This window comes from Bartonella sp. MU37NMGALS, assembly GCF_042194015.1.
In the GTDB taxonomy this organism is placed as follows: Bacteria; Pseudomonadota; Alphaproteobacteria; order Rhizobiales; family Rhizobiaceae; genus Bartonella; species Bartonella grahamii.
Genome location: NZ_JBHIML010000003.1, coordinates 74,879 through 91,239 on the forward strand (window position 1 = coordinate 74,879; position 16,361 = coordinate 91,239).

At 38.5% G+C, this 16,361-nt stretch carries 13 protein-coding genes and 1 tRNA gene; 6 read left to right on the forward strand and 8 right to left on the reverse strand.

Going from position 1 to position 16,361, the window contains the following annotated elements; translation table 11 throughout:
* Positions 1–5 precede the first annotated feature (5 nt).
* From rpsA to aroA, 3 genes are all read right to left on the reverse strand, one after another.
* Positions 6–1,706, reverse strand: a complete 1,701-nt coding sequence (gene rpsA, locus ACFIJP_RS02900; protein WP_375625457.1) for a 30S ribosomal protein S1 — start codon at positions 1,704–1,706, stop codon at positions 6–8.
* Between the two features lie 132 nt (positions 1,707–1,838).
* Positions 1,839–2,486, reverse strand: coding sequence for a (d)CMP kinase (gene cmk / locus ACFIJP_RS02905; RefSeq protein ID WP_375625458.1), 648 nt, complete (start codon positions 2,484–2,486; stop codon positions 1,839–1,841).
* Positions 2,483–3,811 carry a 3-phosphoshikimate 1-carboxyvinyltransferase gene (gene aroA / locus ACFIJP_RS02910; RefSeq protein ID WP_375625459.1) on the reverse strand — a complete coding sequence of 443 codons (1,329 nt, stop codon included), beginning with the start codon at positions 3,809–3,811 and terminating at the stop codon, positions 2,483–2,485. The genes cmk and aroA overlap by 4 nt, the downstream gene beginning before the upstream one ends.
* Before the next feature lie 187 nt (positions 3,812–3,998).
* Between aroA and ACFIJP_RS02915 the strand changes: the two genes are divergently transcribed.
* Positions 3,999–4,376 (forward strand): TIGR02300 family protein, encoded by a 378-nt coding sequence (locus tag ACFIJP_RS02915; RefSeq protein ID WP_375625460.1) that lies wholly within the window; start codon positions 3,999–4,001, stop codon positions 4,374–4,376.
* A 118-nt stretch (positions 4,377–4,494) separates the two neighbouring features.
* Positions 4,495–4,570: transfer RNA gene (locus ACFIJP_RS02920), tRNA-Ala, on the forward strand.
* Positions 4,571–5,755: 1,185 nt separating this feature from the next.
* On the opposite strand, the gene ACFIJP_RS02925 is transcribed toward ACFIJP_RS02920, so the two are convergent.
* Positions 5,756–6,343 (reverse strand): hypothetical protein, encoded by a 588-nt coding sequence (locus ACFIJP_RS02925; protein WP_375625461.1) that lies wholly within the window; start codon positions 6,341–6,343, stop codon positions 5,756–5,758.
* Positions 6,344–6,453: 110 nt separating this feature from the next.
* Positions 6,454–7,635, reverse strand: a complete 1,182-nt coding sequence (locus ACFIJP_RS02930; protein ID WP_375625462.1) for a DNA recombination protein RmuC — start codon at positions 7,633–7,635, stop codon at positions 6,454–6,456.
* A 90-nt stretch (positions 7,636–7,725) separates the two neighbouring features.
* Here ACFIJP_RS02930 and def point away from each other — a divergent pair, with 90 nt between their 5' ends.
* The 3 genes from def to truA are packed head-to-tail and all read left to right on the forward strand — an operon-like array spanning position 7,726 to position 9,936.
* Complete coding sequence (gene def, locus ACFIJP_RS02935) at positions 7,726–8,262, forward strand: peptide deformylase (protein ID WP_375625463.1); 537 nt, start codon at positions 7,726–7,728, stop codon at positions 8,260–8,262.
* Positions 8,262–9,191: a methionyl-tRNA formyltransferase gene (gene fmt / locus ACFIJP_RS02940; RefSeq protein ID WP_375625464.1), complete on the forward strand. Its 930-nt coding sequence runs from the start codon at positions 8,262–8,264 to the stop codon at positions 9,189–9,191. The genes def and fmt overlap by 1 nt, the downstream gene beginning before the upstream one ends.
* Position 9,192: 1 nt before the next feature.
* On the forward strand, positions 9,193–9,936 hold the full coding sequence (gene truA, locus ACFIJP_RS02945; RefSeq protein WP_375625465.1) for a tRNA pseudouridine(38-40) synthase TruA: 744 nt from the start codon (positions 9,193–9,195) through the stop codon (positions 9,934–9,936).
* A 32-nt stretch (positions 9,937–9,968) separates the two neighbouring features.
* Here truA and ACFIJP_RS02950 read toward each other — a convergent pair whose 3' ends face one another.
* Complete coding sequence (locus ACFIJP_RS02950) at positions 9,969–10,832, reverse strand: LOG family protein (protein ID WP_375625466.1); 864 nt, start codon at positions 10,830–10,832, stop codon at positions 9,969–9,971.
* A gap of 106 nt (positions 10,833–10,938) precedes the next feature.
* Between ACFIJP_RS02950 and dapD the strand changes: the two genes are divergently transcribed.
* On the forward strand, positions 10,939–11,787 hold the full coding sequence (gene dapD, locus ACFIJP_RS02955; RefSeq protein ID WP_375625467.1) for a 2,3,4,5-tetrahydropyridine-2,6-dicarboxylate N-succinyltransferase: 849 nt from the start codon (positions 10,939–10,941) through the stop codon (positions 11,785–11,787).
* A 575-nt stretch (positions 11,788–12,362) separates the two neighbouring features.
* Here dapD and lepA read toward each other — a convergent pair.
* Together lepA and ACFIJP_RS02965 are read right to left on the reverse strand one after the other, a co-directional pair.
* Positions 12,363–14,168, reverse strand: coding sequence for a translation elongation factor 4 (gene lepA, locus ACFIJP_RS02960; protein WP_375625555.1), 1,806 nt, complete (start codon positions 14,166–14,168; stop codon positions 12,363–12,365).
* A gap of 1,259 nt (positions 14,169–15,427) precedes the next feature.
* A complete protein-coding gene (locus ACFIJP_RS02965; RefSeq protein WP_375625468.1) occupies positions 15,428–16,342 on the reverse strand; it encodes a DMT family transporter in 915 nt (304 codons plus the stop codon).
* Positions 16,343–16,361: the final 19 nt, after the last annotated feature.

Consider the following 16,361-nt stretch of genomic DNA (forward strand, 5'->3'; position numbering starts at 1 on the left):
GATGATTAATCTTGTTCTTGTTTTTTTAAAGCAGCACCAAGAATATCACCAAGAGAAGCGCCCGAGTCTGTAGAACCATATTGTGCAACAGCTTCTTTTTCCTCTGCAATTTCTAAAGCTTTAATCGATACTGAAATTTTACGTGTTTTTTTATCAAATGCTGTGATGCGAGCATCAACCTTTTGCCCAATTGCGAAACGCTCAGGACGTTGCTCATCACGATCACGCGCGAGATCAGCACGCCGAATGGTTGTCTCAAGGTTGTGGTCAATCAATTTCACACCAATGTCATTGTCGTTAACAGCAATCACTTCGCATGTTACAACAGCACCTTTTCGCAATTCGCCAGAAGCAGCTGCTTCTCCAACTTTATCGCTGGAAAGCTGCTTAATTCCAAGAGAAATGCGCTCTTTTTCAATGTCAACATCAAGGACCACAGCTTTAACGATATCGCCTTTATTGTAAGTATCAATGACTTGTTCACCAGGACGGTTCCAATCAAGATCAGACAAATGAACCATACCGTCAACATCGCCTTCAAGCCCAATAAACAGACCAAATTCTGTTTTATTTTTAACCTCTCCTTCAATTTGCGAATTGACAGGAAATTTATTGGCAAAAGCTTCCCATGGATTTTCAAATGTTTGCTTTAAGCCAAGAGAAATACGCCGTTTAGAAGGATCAATCTCAAGAACAACCACTTCTACTTCTTGTGATGTAGACAGAATTTTTCCAGGATGAACATTTTTCTTTGTCCAGCTCATTTCAGAAACATGGATCAGCCCTTCAATTCCTGGTTCAATTTCAACAAAACCACCGTAATCAGTAATGTTGGTAACAGCACCCGTAATTTTTTTACCAATCGGATACCGAACACTGATGCTTTCCCAAGGATCACTTTCAAGCTGTTTCATTCCAAGAGAAATACGGTGCGTATCTTGATTAATGCGAATAATCCGCACTTTAATCGTTTGGCCAATTGTGAGCACTTCAGATGGGTGATTAACACGCCGCCATGCCATATCTGTAACGTGCAAGAGACCATCAATCCCACCAAGATCAACAAAGGCACCATAATCTGTGATATTTTTCACCACACCTTCAACGATTTGGTTTTCTTCAAGATTTTGTACAATTTCTGAACGTTGCTCAGCGCGACTTTCTTCTAAAACAGTGCGACGTGAGACCACAATATTGCCACGACGACGATCCATCTTCAAAATTTCAAAGGACTGTGAATTATGCATGAGAGGTGAAACATCGCGAATGGGACGAATATCAACTTGGCTGCGCGGCAAGAAAGCAACGGCACCATCAAGATCGACTGTAAAACCACCTTTTACTTGGCTAAAGATCACTCCATCAACGCGCGCACCAGCATTGAATTTTTCCTCTAAACGGACCCAACTTTCTTCGCGCCGTGCTTTTTCACGCGATAAAACAGCTTCACCCATCGCATTTTCAATGCGTTCAATGTAAACCTCAACTTCATCGCCAACTTGCAAAGAACCGTCTTTTGCTTTAGCTCCAAATTCTTTGAGAGGAATACGTCCTTCGACTTTAAGACCAGCATCAATAATGGCCATGTCTTTTTCGATTGCAATAACACGACCTTTAACAACAGATCCTTCATTAAGATCATTAGTTTGAAAAGATTCTGTTAAAAGGGCTTCAAAATCCGCTGTTGTGGGATTGTATTGTGACATAAGAACTCCTAATATATACCTTGTATTATAAGGTATGAGCGCTAGGTTAGTGTTAACATAAGCAACTCCTAGCCTTTTTCCTTGAATAAAGGAAGAAAAGTTAGCGCTAGGCTGGAAGTTACCTTAACGAATTTATCCAATTATATGCATTTTTATGATTGGATCAATAAAACTGCATGCAATTTCAAATGTTGCTTCTATACTCAATTCTGACGTATCAAGCAAGTGGGCGTTTTTTGCTGGTTTTAGTGGACTTTGTTTGCGCGTTATATCGCGACTGTCGCGCTGTTCAAGTTGAGCTAGGATTTCATGATAATTTGCCTGAACACCTTTTTTTAAAATCTCCTGATAGCGACGTTTGGCGCGTGTTTGAACATTGGCTAGAACATAAAACTTGATATCGGCATCAGGACAAACAATAGTTCCGATATCACGCCCATCAAGCACACAGCCGGGTAAAACTTTAGAAAAGTTGCGTTGTTTTTCGACAAGAATTTTGCGTACAGCAGGGTTAATCGCTATTTTTGAAGCTGCTTCACCAAGTTCATGAGAAGAAAGAAGAGAAGGATTTAAGGTATTACAATCAAGTTCTTTAGCATAAATAATAGCATTTTTTTCATCATTAAGAGTTAAATTTTGCTGTAAAAGCGTATGAGCAACACTACGATAGGTAAGACCAGTATCGAGATAGCGAAGACGATAGCGTGCAGCAATTTTTCGTGCTAAAGTTCCTTTGCCTGAGGCTGCAGGTCCATCAATGGCAATAACAAAAGGCTTCAAGCGATTTTCCCCCCAAGTTGTTTTATAAAAGGAATAAATTCTGGAAAGCTCGTAGCGATCATTCGTTTATCATCAATGGTGACAGGTTTTTCTGATACAAGCCCAAAAATGAGAAAACACATAGCAATTCGATGATCAAGATGTGTGGAGACATGTCCACCACCCAAACCTTTGGCAGAACCTTTCCCATAAACAATAAGAAAATCTTGACCTTCTTCACAGTCTACGCAATTAATTTTGAGTCCTTGAGCAACAGCAGACAGCCGATCTGATTCTTTTACACGCAATTCTTCAATTCCTAACATCACTGTTTTGCCTTCTGCAAAGGCTGCTGCTACTGCCAAAGCAGGATATTCATCAATCATCGATGGAGCACGTTCTTTGGGCACCGTAACGCCTCTAAGGACCGATGATTTTATTCGTAGATCAGCAACATCTTCTCCACCTGTTTGACGTCGGTTCAAAAATTCAATTTGAGCACCCATTTCCCACAATGTTTCGATAAGCCCTATTCGAGAATTATTTATCAAAACATTCTCAATGGTGATATCAGAATCTTCTACAAGAAGGGCTGCGATAATTGGAAAAGCAGCAGAAGAAGGATCACCCGGAATATGAATCGTTTGCCCAGTAAGATGGGGTTGACCATTAAGATGAATCAAACGCGCACCTTCGTTATCTTTTTCTATTTCAAGTTGTGCACCAAATGCTTTTAACATTTTTTCCGTATGATCTCGTGTCAGAACTGGTTCAATAACAGTTGTAATGCCGGCGGTATTGAGTCCAGCAAGCAGGATTGCTGATTTAATTTGGGAGGAAGCTATTGGAACACGGTAACGAATCGGATTAGCCATTTTGGGACCATAAAGCGTTAAAGGAAGGTGATCGTCGTACGTTGCCTCAATTTCAACCCCCATGAGACGCAGTGGATTAAGGATACGTCCCATTGGACGCTTAGAGAGAGAAGCATCACCGATAAAGGTTGTTTTCATATGATATGGACCAACCATTCCCATAACCAAACGAGCACCTGTTCCAGCGTTTCCAAAGTCTAAAGGTTTTTGTGCAGCTAAAAGGCAACCATTCCCTGTTCCTCGTATAATCCAGAAGTCATCTTTTTTAATAATACAGGCACCCATAGCTTGCATAGCAACAGCTGTATTGAGTACATCAGCACTTTCAAGTAATCCATGAATATATGTCTCACCACTTGCTAATCCTCCCAATATAAGAGAGCGATGAGAGATTGATTTATCTCCAGGTATTTGAATTTTTCCAGAGAGACTACTCGATTTATAGGTGGTTATAGGTATTGCTTTTTGCATGGAAATTCTATTTAATTCTATCTAACTTTTATGAAATTGTGCATCCTTTAGCACATGCTTTAAAAGACGTCATGAAAAAATCACTGTGGAACAGTGTATTTATCTTTGACAAAGGTATTATTTTTCGATTAAGCACCATAAAATTTATCTTTTAATGGAATAATAGTTAATCAAAGAGGCGCGGTTTATGGCAAAACAAGAACTTGGAACTAAACGTGTTGATCCAGAAACAGGAAAAAAATTTTACGATCTAAATCGCGACCCTATTGTGTCGCCCTATACAGGGATTTCTTATCCGCGTTCTTACTTTGAAGTTGCAGCAGCTGAAGCAAACAATGAGGAAGAAGTTGATACTGAAGAGCTTGATACAGCACTTGAAAAATCTGCTTTTATGCTTCTTGAAGAGGATGATGAGGATTCTAAAGATGACGATCTTCCTGATTTAGAAGATAGTGATGTAGATATCGGTGATGACGATGATGCATTTTTATCTCATGATGATGATGATGATGATGACGTTACTGATATTCTCGGAGGTGGTGTTTCTAACGATGACGATGCTTAAGAGAAGTAAAAGAGGACATCTTTTCCATTGAATGTAAATTCTTCTTGATCTTCAATTTTTATCGTTCTAGAAAAGCTAAAATTGTATACTTTACCTTTTGGAAAAATTTGTTTTTATAGGGGCTATAGCTCAGCTGGGAGAGCGCTTGCATGGCATGCAAGAGGTCAGCGGTTCGATCCCGCTTAGCTCCACCAAAAGAACCAGCTATTCTATCAAGGAATATTATAATAGGGAATGTGTGCATCAATTTAAAAGTTTTATGTGTTATTTAATCATCATTCCAATAGCGCCTGTTCCTTGCATTTTTATGATATTATAACACATTTTTAATCATTTGTTGGATTATAAAATTTTACTGTCGTAACTGTAAAAGTAGATAATTTTTATGCTTTGCACAGAAACAGAAAATGAGCTGTTTAACTTACGCCTTATTTTAAAGAACAAAATTTGAATTCTCTTTATCACAATATTCCACAAAATCATAATATGTTGGTTATCTATATCTTTTTAAAAGGTACGAAGTATCTAAACGAAGATGAGAGAATAAAATATTAAAATATACTTTTCAATTATTGCGAATCAGAACTTTTTTCGAGTATTTTTAGCCTGATCAGATGTCTTGCCAATTTAAAAATTGCCCACCTTGAGTAGCATCTACCTGCTCAATATTAAGGTATATTCACGCTTAAATAACATATTGAATCAATTAATTTTGTTTTCTTGCCCGTCACAAGAAAGGTTGAGTTGTGAAAGCAAAGTGGCGCTATCATTATATGTGCTAATTCCCAATGTTGCCAATAATTCTTACTTTTGAGAATGTTCATAAGAAACATTTTTAGTCTTTTCTTTCACAGTTTTTATCCACATGCCAATTACGCTTGTTATGTGCAAACCAATTGTTTTTATTGATTTAACCTCAAGAGATCTGAAATGATAAAACCCTACGCCATTCGAGATTCTTACTTTGAATATGATGCTCGAATTGCATTTTTTTGATTGCTATTTTATACGCTTAACAAAGAAAATATTCATGTAATAATCAGCCAGTAATACGCATAATGAAAATAAAAAATGATATTAAACTTTAAAATTTTTCTTTAATAATCTCTGATATTTAGACCTGTGCGAAATGCCTGAGCCAAATAGGATATAGTTTCCATTGTAAATTTTTTAAACAAAGAAGGTAAAAATATCGAGAGTACAGTCAAATATATTGAGCATTGCAAAAGCTTTCTGTCTCTTGGGTTTATTCTAAAAAATAACAATTTATTTCATTTAACAATCAGAAAAACGATACAACCTTATTACGCCATAAGAAATTTGGCTCTCAAATAATTTTACCGCAACAATTCCCTAATTGAGATTTTCAAAAATCTTCCCTAACGCCATCCACATCTCTTTAATTGCTGTTCATAGAGCCTCGATATCCTTGCCATGCGCTGTGCTGCCTGTGAAAGCGCAGCAGAGGCATGCCCGCCACTACGCGCATAAGCACCATGTCCCATATGATAATTTAAATAAAGGCTATATGCATCATCAAATCTCACCCCATTGCGTTGAACACTTTGGCGATGGTACCAAGCAACAAAATCAGCAGAATCTGCAAAATTCGTACGCCATGCAAAAGATCTGCCCGTAGAGCGAAGATACATTGCCCATGTACTGTCAAGCGCTTGAGAATAACCATAAGCTGTCGACCGACGCTTCCATGGAATAAAACCAAGTAGTTTCTTGCGTGGAGGACGTGCATTGTGACGAAAGCTCGATTCCATCTTAATAGTTGCAAGAATAATCGGCATAGGAATCCCATAGCGCATTTCCGCTCTTTGAGACACCTTACCCCAATTGTCAAAAAAACCATTTTTTTGTGCTAAAATAGCACAAGCATTGTTTGTGTGGGTGGGAGTAGTCGTTGCACACCCATCTAGCAGAAACACCAGTGCCCCTAAAAACAAAAGGTGTCGCATATTCCTATTCCTCTCGTTTAAGAAATAAAACAAGATAGAGATACTAAAAAAGTATTACCAATCAATAAAGAACATGATCTGACTTGTGATTTTAAAAAGCTTTCTTTGCTTTATTCCTCGTCAGCAAAACGCAATGTTTGCGACTGAGCCAATGTTGTTATTTTTGTTTGTTCAGAGTGATTCTCTTTTAATTCGACAGTTTCAATGCGATTTGCCCGTTTCATAATTTTGGAGGATGATATCAAAATTCCCTCTATATCTTCACCTGCTTTGTGAAAGTGCTTCTGTAACGCACGAACACGCGTATCCATTCGTCCAAAATCTTCCATCAACTTTGCTACTTCTGATTGAATTAAATGCGCTTGTTCACGCATCCGTGCATCTTTCATAATGGTTTGTACCACTTGGACAGAGAGCATCAACAAAGATGGTGAAACAATAATCACATGGGCTCTATTGGATTTTTGTACCAATGCCTCAAAGTCCTCATAAATTGTTGCAAAAATCGATTCAGATGGCACAAAAAGGAAAGCAGTGTCATGGGTTTCTCCGGGAATCAAATATTTTTGTGCAATATCACGAATATGAACTTCCATATCGGTACGAAATTGGCGTTCTGCCTCTTGACGCTCTTGCGCTGATTCTGCCTTACGCATAGCATTCCAAGCCTCCAGAGGGAATTTAGCATCAACAACAAGAGAAGGGGCTTTATTGGGCATATGAATGAGACAATCTGGGCGCTTTCCATTGGAAAGAACAGCCTGAAAAGCATAAGCATTTGTTGGTAAGGCATCGGCAATAATGGCTTCCATCCGCCCCTGACCGAAAGTACCACGTGTCTGCTTATTGCTTAAAATGGACTGCAATTGAACAACTTGTCCCGTAAGCGATTGAATATTATTTTGCGCCGCATCAATCACTGCTAAACGCTCTTGCAAACGATTCAAATTTTCATAAGTGGATTTGGTCTGTACCTGAAGTGTTTGGCCCAAGCTTGTTGTCATCCCATTGAGTTGCTCACTGAGTGATTTATTCAATTCAGCCTGCCGTTGACCAAAAATTTCCGCCATCGTTTGCATTCGCCCTTGCATTTCAGCTTGTGTTTTCAGCAAGGTAGCCATCTGCATTTGTGCCTCACGTGCGCGTTCAGCAATTTCATTTTCCAAAAATGCTTTTTTTCGATGAGAATGTATCAACATAAAAAATGCCAAACAGACAAATATAAATAAAAGCAAAAGCATTAGTTTAGAAAAAAACTCACCAACGAGTATGGAAAAAAACGAATCAAACATAAATTGTAATATAACGCTCTTGTTGTAAAAAAACGCAAGAATCCGTTATTCAATATTGACCAATAACAAACCATTGATTAATCTCTACTTATGCCAATGAGATCTTTAGTTACTTTACCTGATCCGATTTTACGGGAAGTGTCCAGACCTGTTGAGCAGGTCGATTCAGCTCTCCAAAAACTTGCGGATGATATGTTGGAAACCATGTATGATGCTAAGGGCGTTGGTCTTGCTGCTATTCAAATTGGTATACCGCTACGTATGTTGGTTATAGATGTCTCTGGAAATTCTGAAGATGAGCAGAAAAGACCATTTGTTATTATCAACCCTGAAATTTTATGGCTTTCAGATGAGCGTAATATTTACAAAGAAGGTTGTCTTTCTATTCCTGATTATTTTGCAGAGGTTGAACGTCCTAAACGCCTTCGTGTTCGCTATCAGAACCGTGAAGGAAAACAAACAGAAATTGAAGCAGACGATCTCTTAGCAACTTGCTTGCAGCATGAAATTGATCATTTAGATGGGCGCCTTTTTATTGATTACATTTCAAAGATCAAACGCGATATGGTGATACGAAAATTTAAAAAACGCGCAAAAGAAAAAAACATGCAGGAAGCAGTTTTGTAATGGCTTTACGATTAGCTTTTATGGGGACTCCAGATTTTTCTGTTCCTATTTTACATGCTTTATTGGATGCAGGTCATGATGTTGTTGCTGTTTATAGTCAACCCCCTCGCCCAGCAGGACGTCGAGGACTTAAATTAATCCCCTCAGCTGTTCAAAGTGCAGCGCAAGAAAAATCTATTCCCATCTTTACGCCACAAACACTCAAAACAATCGAACAACAGGAGCAATTTGCAGCACTTTCTGTTGATGCTGCTATTGTGGTGGCTTATGGACTCCTTTTACCCAAAGCTATTCTCGAAACGCCGCGTTTTGGTTGTTTTAATGCCCACGCTTCACTCTTACCACGTTGGCGTGGTGCTGCGCCTATTCAACGAGCAATTATGGCTGGTGATAAAGAAACAGGTATTATGATCATGAAAATGGATGAAGGACTTGATACGGGACCTATCGCTCTTTCTCGCTCCATCCCCATTACTGATAACACCACCACTGCTGAGCTTTTAAACAAACTTTCACATATTGGCGCAGAACTTATGGTAGAAACCCTATCAACTCTTGAAAAAGGACAACTTAAACTGACCCCACAATCAGAGGAAGGCATCACCTATGCTGCCAAAATCAAAAAGGAAGAGACCCGCATTAATTGGACAAAACCTGCAGAGTTTATTCATAGGCATATCCGTGCGCTCTCTTCTTCTCCTGGCTGCTGGTGCAATATGAATATTGGGGGACGAGAAGAACGTGTAAAAATTCTTGATAGTCGCTTAACAACAGGTCCTTCTCTTGAAATTGGACGAATAGAACCAGATTCTTTGATTGTCCATTGTGGACAAGGGCGGATAGAAATAACCTCTCTCCAAAGATCGGGTGGTAAAGTCCTTGATAGCGCAACCTTTTTGCGAGGCGCTCATATTTCTGCTGTTTTTTAAGATGCCACGTTTTAAACTCACTCTTGAATATGATGGCTCAAATTATGCTGGTTGGCAGCGTCAAGCAAAACTTCTCACTATACAAGGAGCTCTTGAACAGGCGCTCTTTTCCTTTAGTGGACAACAATTGACCATAACAACAGCAGGAAGAACCGATGCGGGCGTACACGCTACGGGACAAGTTGCGCATGTTGATTTCATAAAAAACTGGCATCCCCATACTGTACGTGATGCGCTCAATGCTCTTTTACGTAAACAGGGAGAAGCGATTTCAATCTTAAACGTACAAAATGTCCCTGATGACTTTGATGCACGATTTTCCGCAACCAAACGCCATTATCTTTTTAAAATACTTAATCGTCGCTCTCCACCAGCCTTAAATGCCAAACGCGTGTGGTGGTTGCCAAAGCCTCTTAATGCTGAAGCCATGCATGAAGCTGCTCAAAAGCTTGTAGGAAAACATGATTTTACCACTTTCCGTTCAGCACATTGCCAAGCCAAAAGCCCTATTCGCACCCTTGAACGCCTCGATATTCAAAGAGAGGGTGAAGAAATTTTCCTTTATGCGCAAGCTCGTTCTTTTCTTCATCATCAAATCCGTTCATTCGCAGGAAGCCTCATGGAAGTGGGTATTGGACGTTGGACAGCTCAAGATCTCGAAGCAGCTCTTCATGCTAAAGATCGTAAACGTTGTGGTGTTGTTGCTCCTCCTTCAGGACTTTATTTAACTAAAGTAGAGTATTAATTATCCTTCAAGAATGAACGTCTTAAAAGTCGTTAAGGCAGTTTATAAAAAGAACGAATTTCTTCAAAAGCTTCTGCTGCTGTATTGACAAATTTCATATAATTAACATCAGTAGGAGAAATTGTACCTTGTTCAGACAGATACTCAAAATTGATAGCATTGCTCCAGAACTCTTTGCCAAACAATAAAATTGGTACCTGTTTCATACGCCCCGTCTGTACTAAAGTTAACGTCTCAAACAGTTCATCCAGAGTCCCAAATCCTCCAGGGAAAATAGCTAATGCTTTCGCTCGTAATAAAAAATGCATTTTGCGCATCCCAAAATAATGAAAATTGAAACACAAATGCGGCGACACATACGAATTAGGCTCTTGCTCATGTGGTAAAATAATATTCAAGCCAATCGTTGGGGCACCAACATCACAAGCACCACGATTTCCCGCCTCCATGATTCCTGGTCCGCCCCCTGTAACAACCACAAATTCACGATATTCTGTCGTAGCGGAATAAAGTGAGCACAAACGCGCAAACTCTCTTGCTTCATCGTAATAATGTGACATAGCATGCAAATTTTTCTTTTGTATTTCATTTTTTGCAGCCCACGCTGCTTGCCCAGGTTCAGGAATACGCGAACCACCAAAAAAAACAACTGTTGATTGAATGTCATATTCTTTAAGGGTTATTTCCGGCTTTAAAAATTCAAGACCAATACGTTGTGAGCGCAACTCTGGACGCATTATAAAATCTTGATCGATATAGGCTAAACGATAAGTAGACGAACGCATTTGTGCTGAATTAGAGATTTTATGTATTTGTTGTAGAGCATCCTTCGTATGGAGAAGTGGTGTCCAATTTTCTTGCTCCTCTTTTCTTTTTTCTTTACAGCTTTTTTTCATGCACCTGTCCTACTTCCTCATCGTTTTATTGACTGAACACATTTCTTCGCGTAGTTCATAGAGAATAAACCTTGAAGCTTTCAACTTGTTTAACGGAACTCTCGTCATGACCCATCTCACACAACTTGAAATGATTATCGAACAAGCTTTTGACGATCGCGATTCTGTCAATACTACCACAAAAGGCGAAATCCGTGAGAGTGTCGAACATGCATTGAACCTTCTTGATAAAGGTGAAATCCGTGTTGCAGAACGACAAAAAAATGGACAATGGCATGTTCATCAATGGTTGAAAAAAGCGGTTTTGCTCTCTTTTCGGCTTAATCCTATGCAACTTATTACTGGTGGAATCAATGGAACACATTGGTGGGATAAAGTTCCTTCAAAATTCTCTGGTTGGCAAGAAGCAGATTTTAAAAGTGCTGATTTCCGTTCCGTTCCTGGAGCCATTGTACGCTATTCTGCTTACATTGCACCCAACGTTATATTGATGCCATCCTTTGTTAATCTTGGTGCTTTTGTAGATGAGAGCACAATGGTTGATACATGGACCACCGTTGGTTCTTGTGCACAAATTGGTAAACATGTCCATCTTTCTGGCGGTGTTGGTATTGGAGGTGTTTTGGAACCACTGCAAGCAAACCCAACAATCATTGAAGATCATTGCTTTATCGGTGCTCGCTCTGAAATTGTTGAAGGCTGTATTATCCGTGAAGGTGCTGTTTTGGGAATGGGAGTCTTTATTGGAAAATCTACAAAGATTATTGATCGTACAACAGGTGAAATTTTTATAGGTGAAGTACCAGCCTATTCAGTGGTCGTGCCAGGTTCTTTCCCTGGAAAACCTTTACCAAATGGTGAAGCAGGACCAAACCTTTATTGTGCTGTTATTGTAAAACGCGTTGATCAAAAAACACGAGAAAAAACATCCATTAATGATCTTTTACGTTCTTAGACACAAGATTAATTCATAATAATATTTCATCGTTTTTTAACTTGAATAATAACCTCGAATACAAGGATTCTCTCATTTCAAATCCTTTCATAGTGAATCAATCACTATCATTTCCTTGCACGTTACAAACGCAGTTAGTGTGTGGGTAAGAAACACTTTAAGTAAAGAGTAAAAATATCTTTAATGAATTCTCTTAAGTGATAAGGATTGCCATAATATTTTGAGCTGAAAAAGAGTATTATAGGTGCGCTTTGCACCTTTATGACGCGTAAAGACGCTGATGCCAAAGGGATTTTATATTATTCACTGTGTATTTTACTTTATATTTTTCACAGCCCCCATTGCGAAATGAAGTTGATACATTGAGTGATGATTCACTAAAACAAGCGCGCCAATATGCAACATAAATGTATTTCGTTTAAAGTATTCTTTTTTACGTGAGAAGCATGACACCATTACGCAATACACAAAAATATGAAGCACAGCGCAATTTTATTTAAAAGTGTTCTTTAAGCATCTGAACCAATCGACAAAAGCAAAAGCACAATCAATGAGAGACAATACTCCTTTTTTCATTATTTGTTCATTTTGAGCGCTTGAATAAATGCCGATTGTGGAATTTCTACTTTTCCAAATTGGCGCATCCGCTTTTTGCCTTCTTTTTGCTTTTCCAAAAGTTTGCGCTTACGCGTGACATCACCCCCGTAACATTTCGCTGTTACATCTTTACGCAAAGCACGAATTGTTTCACGCGCTATAACTTTACCACCAATAGCCGCTTGAACTGGAATCTGAAACATATGCTGGGGAATAAGATCTTTCAGTTTTTCACACATGGAACGCCCGCGCTTTTCTGCAATCGTGCGGTGCACAAGCATAGACAATGCATCTATAGACTCTCCATTTACCAAAATAGACATTTTAACTAAATCCCCCTCCGCATAATCGGTCATCTGATAATCAAAAGAAGCATAACCCTTTGAGATCGACTTTAGCCGATCATAAAAATCAAAAACAACTTCATTCAGTGGTAAATCATACGTTATCATAGCACGGGTTCCAACATAGGACAAACCAACCTGTACCCCCCGCCGCTCTTGGCATAGTTCTAAAATTGACCCAAGATAATTATCAGGAGTCATGATTGTCGCCCGAATCCATGGTTCTTCAATGGAAGAAATTTTAACCACATCAGGCATATCCGCTGGATTGTGCAACTCTTTAACAGAACCATCATTCATATTCATGCGATAAACAACCGAAGGTGCTGTCGCGATTAAATCCAAATTAAACTCACGCTCTAATCGCTCTTGAATAATTTCAAGATGAAGAAGTCCCAAAAAGCCACAGCGAAAACCAAATCCCAAAGCCGCAGATGTTTCCATTTCAAAAGAAAAACTCGCATCATTTAAGCGTAATTTGCCCATGGCTGCACGCAAATCATCAAAATCGGCAGCATCTATTGGAAAAAGACCACAAAATACAACTGGTTGCGCAGGCTTAAAACCAGGTAAAGCATTTTCACAAGGACGGCGCTCTTCAGTAATCGTATCCCCAACCCGTGTATCTGCTACCTCTTTGATAGAGGCAGTGATAAAACCAATCTCGCCTGGTCCTAACTCATCAACCTGTACCATTTTAGGTGTAAACACCCCAACGCGCTCAACTGGATATTTTGCTCCTGTACCCATCATACGAATGGTTTGGCCTTTTTTTAAAATACCATCTATCACCCGTACCAAAACAATGACACCAAGATATGCATCATACCAGCTATCAACCAACATTGCTTTCAAGGGATTTGCAACATCGCCTGTATGGGGAGGTGGTAATTGTGCAACAATTGCCTCCAAAACATCAGGAACACCCAAACCTGTTTTTGCTGATATTTCTACTGCTTGAGATGTATCAATGCCTATCACATCTTCAATTTGTTCTTTAACACGCTCAGGTTCTGCTGCTGGAAGATCAACTTTATTGAGTACAACAACCAATTCATGCGAATTATCAATCGCTTGATAAACATTTGCTAACGTCTGTGCCTCTACACCTTGGCTTGCATCTACCACCAACAGAGAACCTTCACAAGCTGCCAATGAACGCGAAACCTCATAAGCAAAATCCACATGACCAGGTGTATCCATAAGATTTAAAATATAGGTTTCACCATTCTTTGCCTTATAGTGTAAACGTACCGTTTGTGCTTTAATAGTAATTCCACGTTCACGCTCAATATCCATGGAATCGAGTACTTGTTCTTTCATCTCACGTGTATCAAGTCCACCTGTTATTTGGATCAAACGATCAGCTAAAGTGGATTTGCCGTGATCAATATGCGCCACGATGGAAAAATTACGAATATAATTACGATCTATTGTCATATAAGGCGATTTAGCAAAGAATAATACAAAACGCAAAGACCAATTATGCTCCGGCTTCTATCAAAAGAATATAAACCTAAAAAGCTTCTCAAAACACAACTTTTCATAACCTAAAAAATAAGGCTTTTATTTGCTAAATTAAATCCAACGGTGCTAAAATGATATTTTCACATCTTATTTTATGACTCATATGCTGGATAAACCGATACCATCACACATTTTGCCAGCCTCCAATGTTGCAACAATCCTTTACACTTGAAAAAGTTTATAAGAGATATGCCTTTCTTGTACAGTTTTTACCCACATGGACTACCTGCTTGTAACGTGTCAGCAAGTAAATTTGGATTGATTTAATATGAAAACGATTTGAAGTGAGAAAATTTTACGGTATTCAGGGTTCTAATTCAATGTGAATAATTCTATATTATAATTATAAATCAATGTGTTATAATATTTATATGATGGGCGTGTATATCACTTAAGCTTGCAATAAAATTCGCAAGAAATGCTTTTTTATTTATACGCAATAACCTGCTTTTTTTAGCAATCTTATATAAAATAACATGAATATCGCGAGCCTTTCTCATTTTAAATCTTTTCATAGTGAATCAATCAAATTTTGTGCTTCCCCATTATAAAACAGGGCTAGTATATGGATAAAAACGTTTAAGAAATGAGTAAACATGCCTCTCTCTCTTTCAAATGCCAAAGGCTGTCATAATATTGAGAACTGACAAAGAAAATGCTAGTGCCTTTTATTTAAGTAAAACGATGATGCTCTGTAGTTTTTCTATACTTCACGCGGACCGTCAATGAATATGATGTATATTAAGAAAATTGTCTTTTTAAAAAACGCGTTAATATACAACATTATGGGAGGCTGCTTTAGGCGTTCTATTTTACGTGAAAAGCGTGATCCCATGAAATAACAAAAGAAATAAAGTGCGACAGTGCGTAATTTTCATTATTCAAAAACATTACCATGGATGTTTTTGAAAATTGTAAAGCTAAATTTAAACATGATCGTAAAGATGAAAGCTGTTTTTTGTCTTTACCACTTCATGCTTTGACTCAATGAACGTTGACTTCCCGTTTCAGAGGTTAAGCAAACAGATAAATATTATTGCTCCAATTTTCTATACAAAAGCTGGAATAGCTTATAAAGCCTCCTTTATCTTCATATTAAAAAAAGCCTCAAAAATGAAAACTTTGCAAGCAAAAATCTCATGTAATAAAATCATAATAGAAAAGGTGCATAGCTAATCATTTTTTTCAATTGCTTTATTTTTTTTACGCCATTGTGAAGGTTGTAATTCAGCCACAATGATCCCAATCAGAATAAGCAAACCGCCCAATAAAGCTAAGGGAGATAAATGTTCTCCAGCCAAACGCCCAACAATACCAGCCCATACCGGTTCACCTGCGTAAATGAGTGTCGCACGTGTAGGGGAAATGGACTTTTGTGCCCAATTCATAGCTAATTGAATGATGGCACTCATTAATGCCAATCCTATACCAATATTAAACCATACCCACGAAAATTCAGGGATGCTTTCACCCATCAAAGGCATACAAGCAAATGAAAAAAAACCACTAAAAAATAACTGAATAATGGTCACACGCCGACTATCAACCTTATTGGCAAAAATTCCGATGAGTATGACTTCTCCAGCAATCGCTAAAGCACCTAACAAAGTCAAAATTTCGCCTTTTGAAAAATCAAAATTTCCCGGCTTTTGTCCTGAAATAAGTACAAGCCCGATAAAAGCGAAAACAATACCAACCCAACAAGCAAAACGGGGAGGTTTTTTAAAAACAATCCATTGCAAGATTGGAACCATAGGTACATAAAGCGCTGTAATAAAAGCCGACTGACTACTAATAATCGTTTGAAGTCCAGCTGCTTGAAAAGCATAACCTAAAAACATGGCTAAACCAATCGCCATCCCAGCGAAAACTTCATAAACCGTTATACCTTTTATAGAGCGCCAAAAAATTGCTCCACATATAAGAGATGCAACAATAAAACGAAATCCAACAAAAAACAGGGGACCACTATAGCGTACCGCGATATGAATGACTAAAAATGTAATACCCCACAATATTGTTGCAACAAATATTGCTAATTCTGGCTTACTTAATAAAGGATATTTAAGCTGTTTTATATTTGTCATGAAAGGCTTTCTCCTCCAA

What these genes read in the sequence shown, in the direction of transcription:
- aroA (WP_375625459.1), bottom strand. Translation starts at nt 3,811, where the DNA reads ATGCAAAAAGCAATACCTATAACCACCTATAAATCGAGTAGTCTCTCT.
- def (WP_375625463.1), top strand. Translation starts at nt 7,726, where the DNA reads ATGCCAATGAGATCTTTAGTTACTTTACCTGATCCGATTTTACGGGAA.
- rpsA (WP_375625457.1), bottom strand. Translation starts at nt 1,706, where the DNA reads ATGTCACAATACAATCCCACAACAGCGGATTTTGAAGCCCTTTTAACA.
- ACFIJP_RS02930 (WP_375625462.1), bottom strand. Translation starts at nt 7,635, where the DNA reads ATGTTTGATTCGTTTTTTTCCATACTCGTTGGTGAGTTTTTTTCTAAA.
- truA (WP_375625465.1), top strand. Translation starts at nt 9,193, where the DNA reads ATGCCACGTTTTAAACTCACTCTTGAATATGATGGCTCAAATTATGCT.
- dapD (WP_375625467.1), top strand. Translation starts at nt 10,939, where the DNA reads ATGACCCATCTCACACAACTTGAAATGATTATCGAACAAGCTTTTGAC.
- ACFIJP_RS02965 (WP_375625468.1), bottom strand. Translation starts at nt 16,342, where the DNA reads ATGACAAATATAAAACAGCTTAAATATCCTTTATTAAGTAAGCCAGAA.
- ACFIJP_RS02950 (WP_375625466.1), bottom strand. Translation starts at nt 10,832, where the DNA reads ATGAAAAAAAGCTGTAAAGAAAAAAGAAAAGAGGAGCAAGAAAATTGG.
- lepA (WP_375625555.1), bottom strand. Translation starts at nt 14,168, where the DNA reads ATGACAATAGATCGTAATTATATTCGTAATTTTTCCATCGTGGCGCAT.
- ACFIJP_RS02925 (WP_375625461.1), bottom strand. Translation starts at nt 6,343, where the DNA reads ATGCGACACCTTTTGTTTTTAGGGGCACTGGTGTTTCTGCTAGATGGG.
- ACFIJP_RS02915 (WP_375625460.1), top strand. Translation starts at nt 3,999, where the DNA reads ATGGCAAAACAAGAACTTGGAACTAAACGTGTTGATCCAGAAACAGGA.
- fmt (WP_375625464.1), top strand. Translation starts at nt 8,262, where the DNA reads ATGGCTTTACGATTAGCTTTTATGGGGACTCCAGATTTTTCTGTTCCT.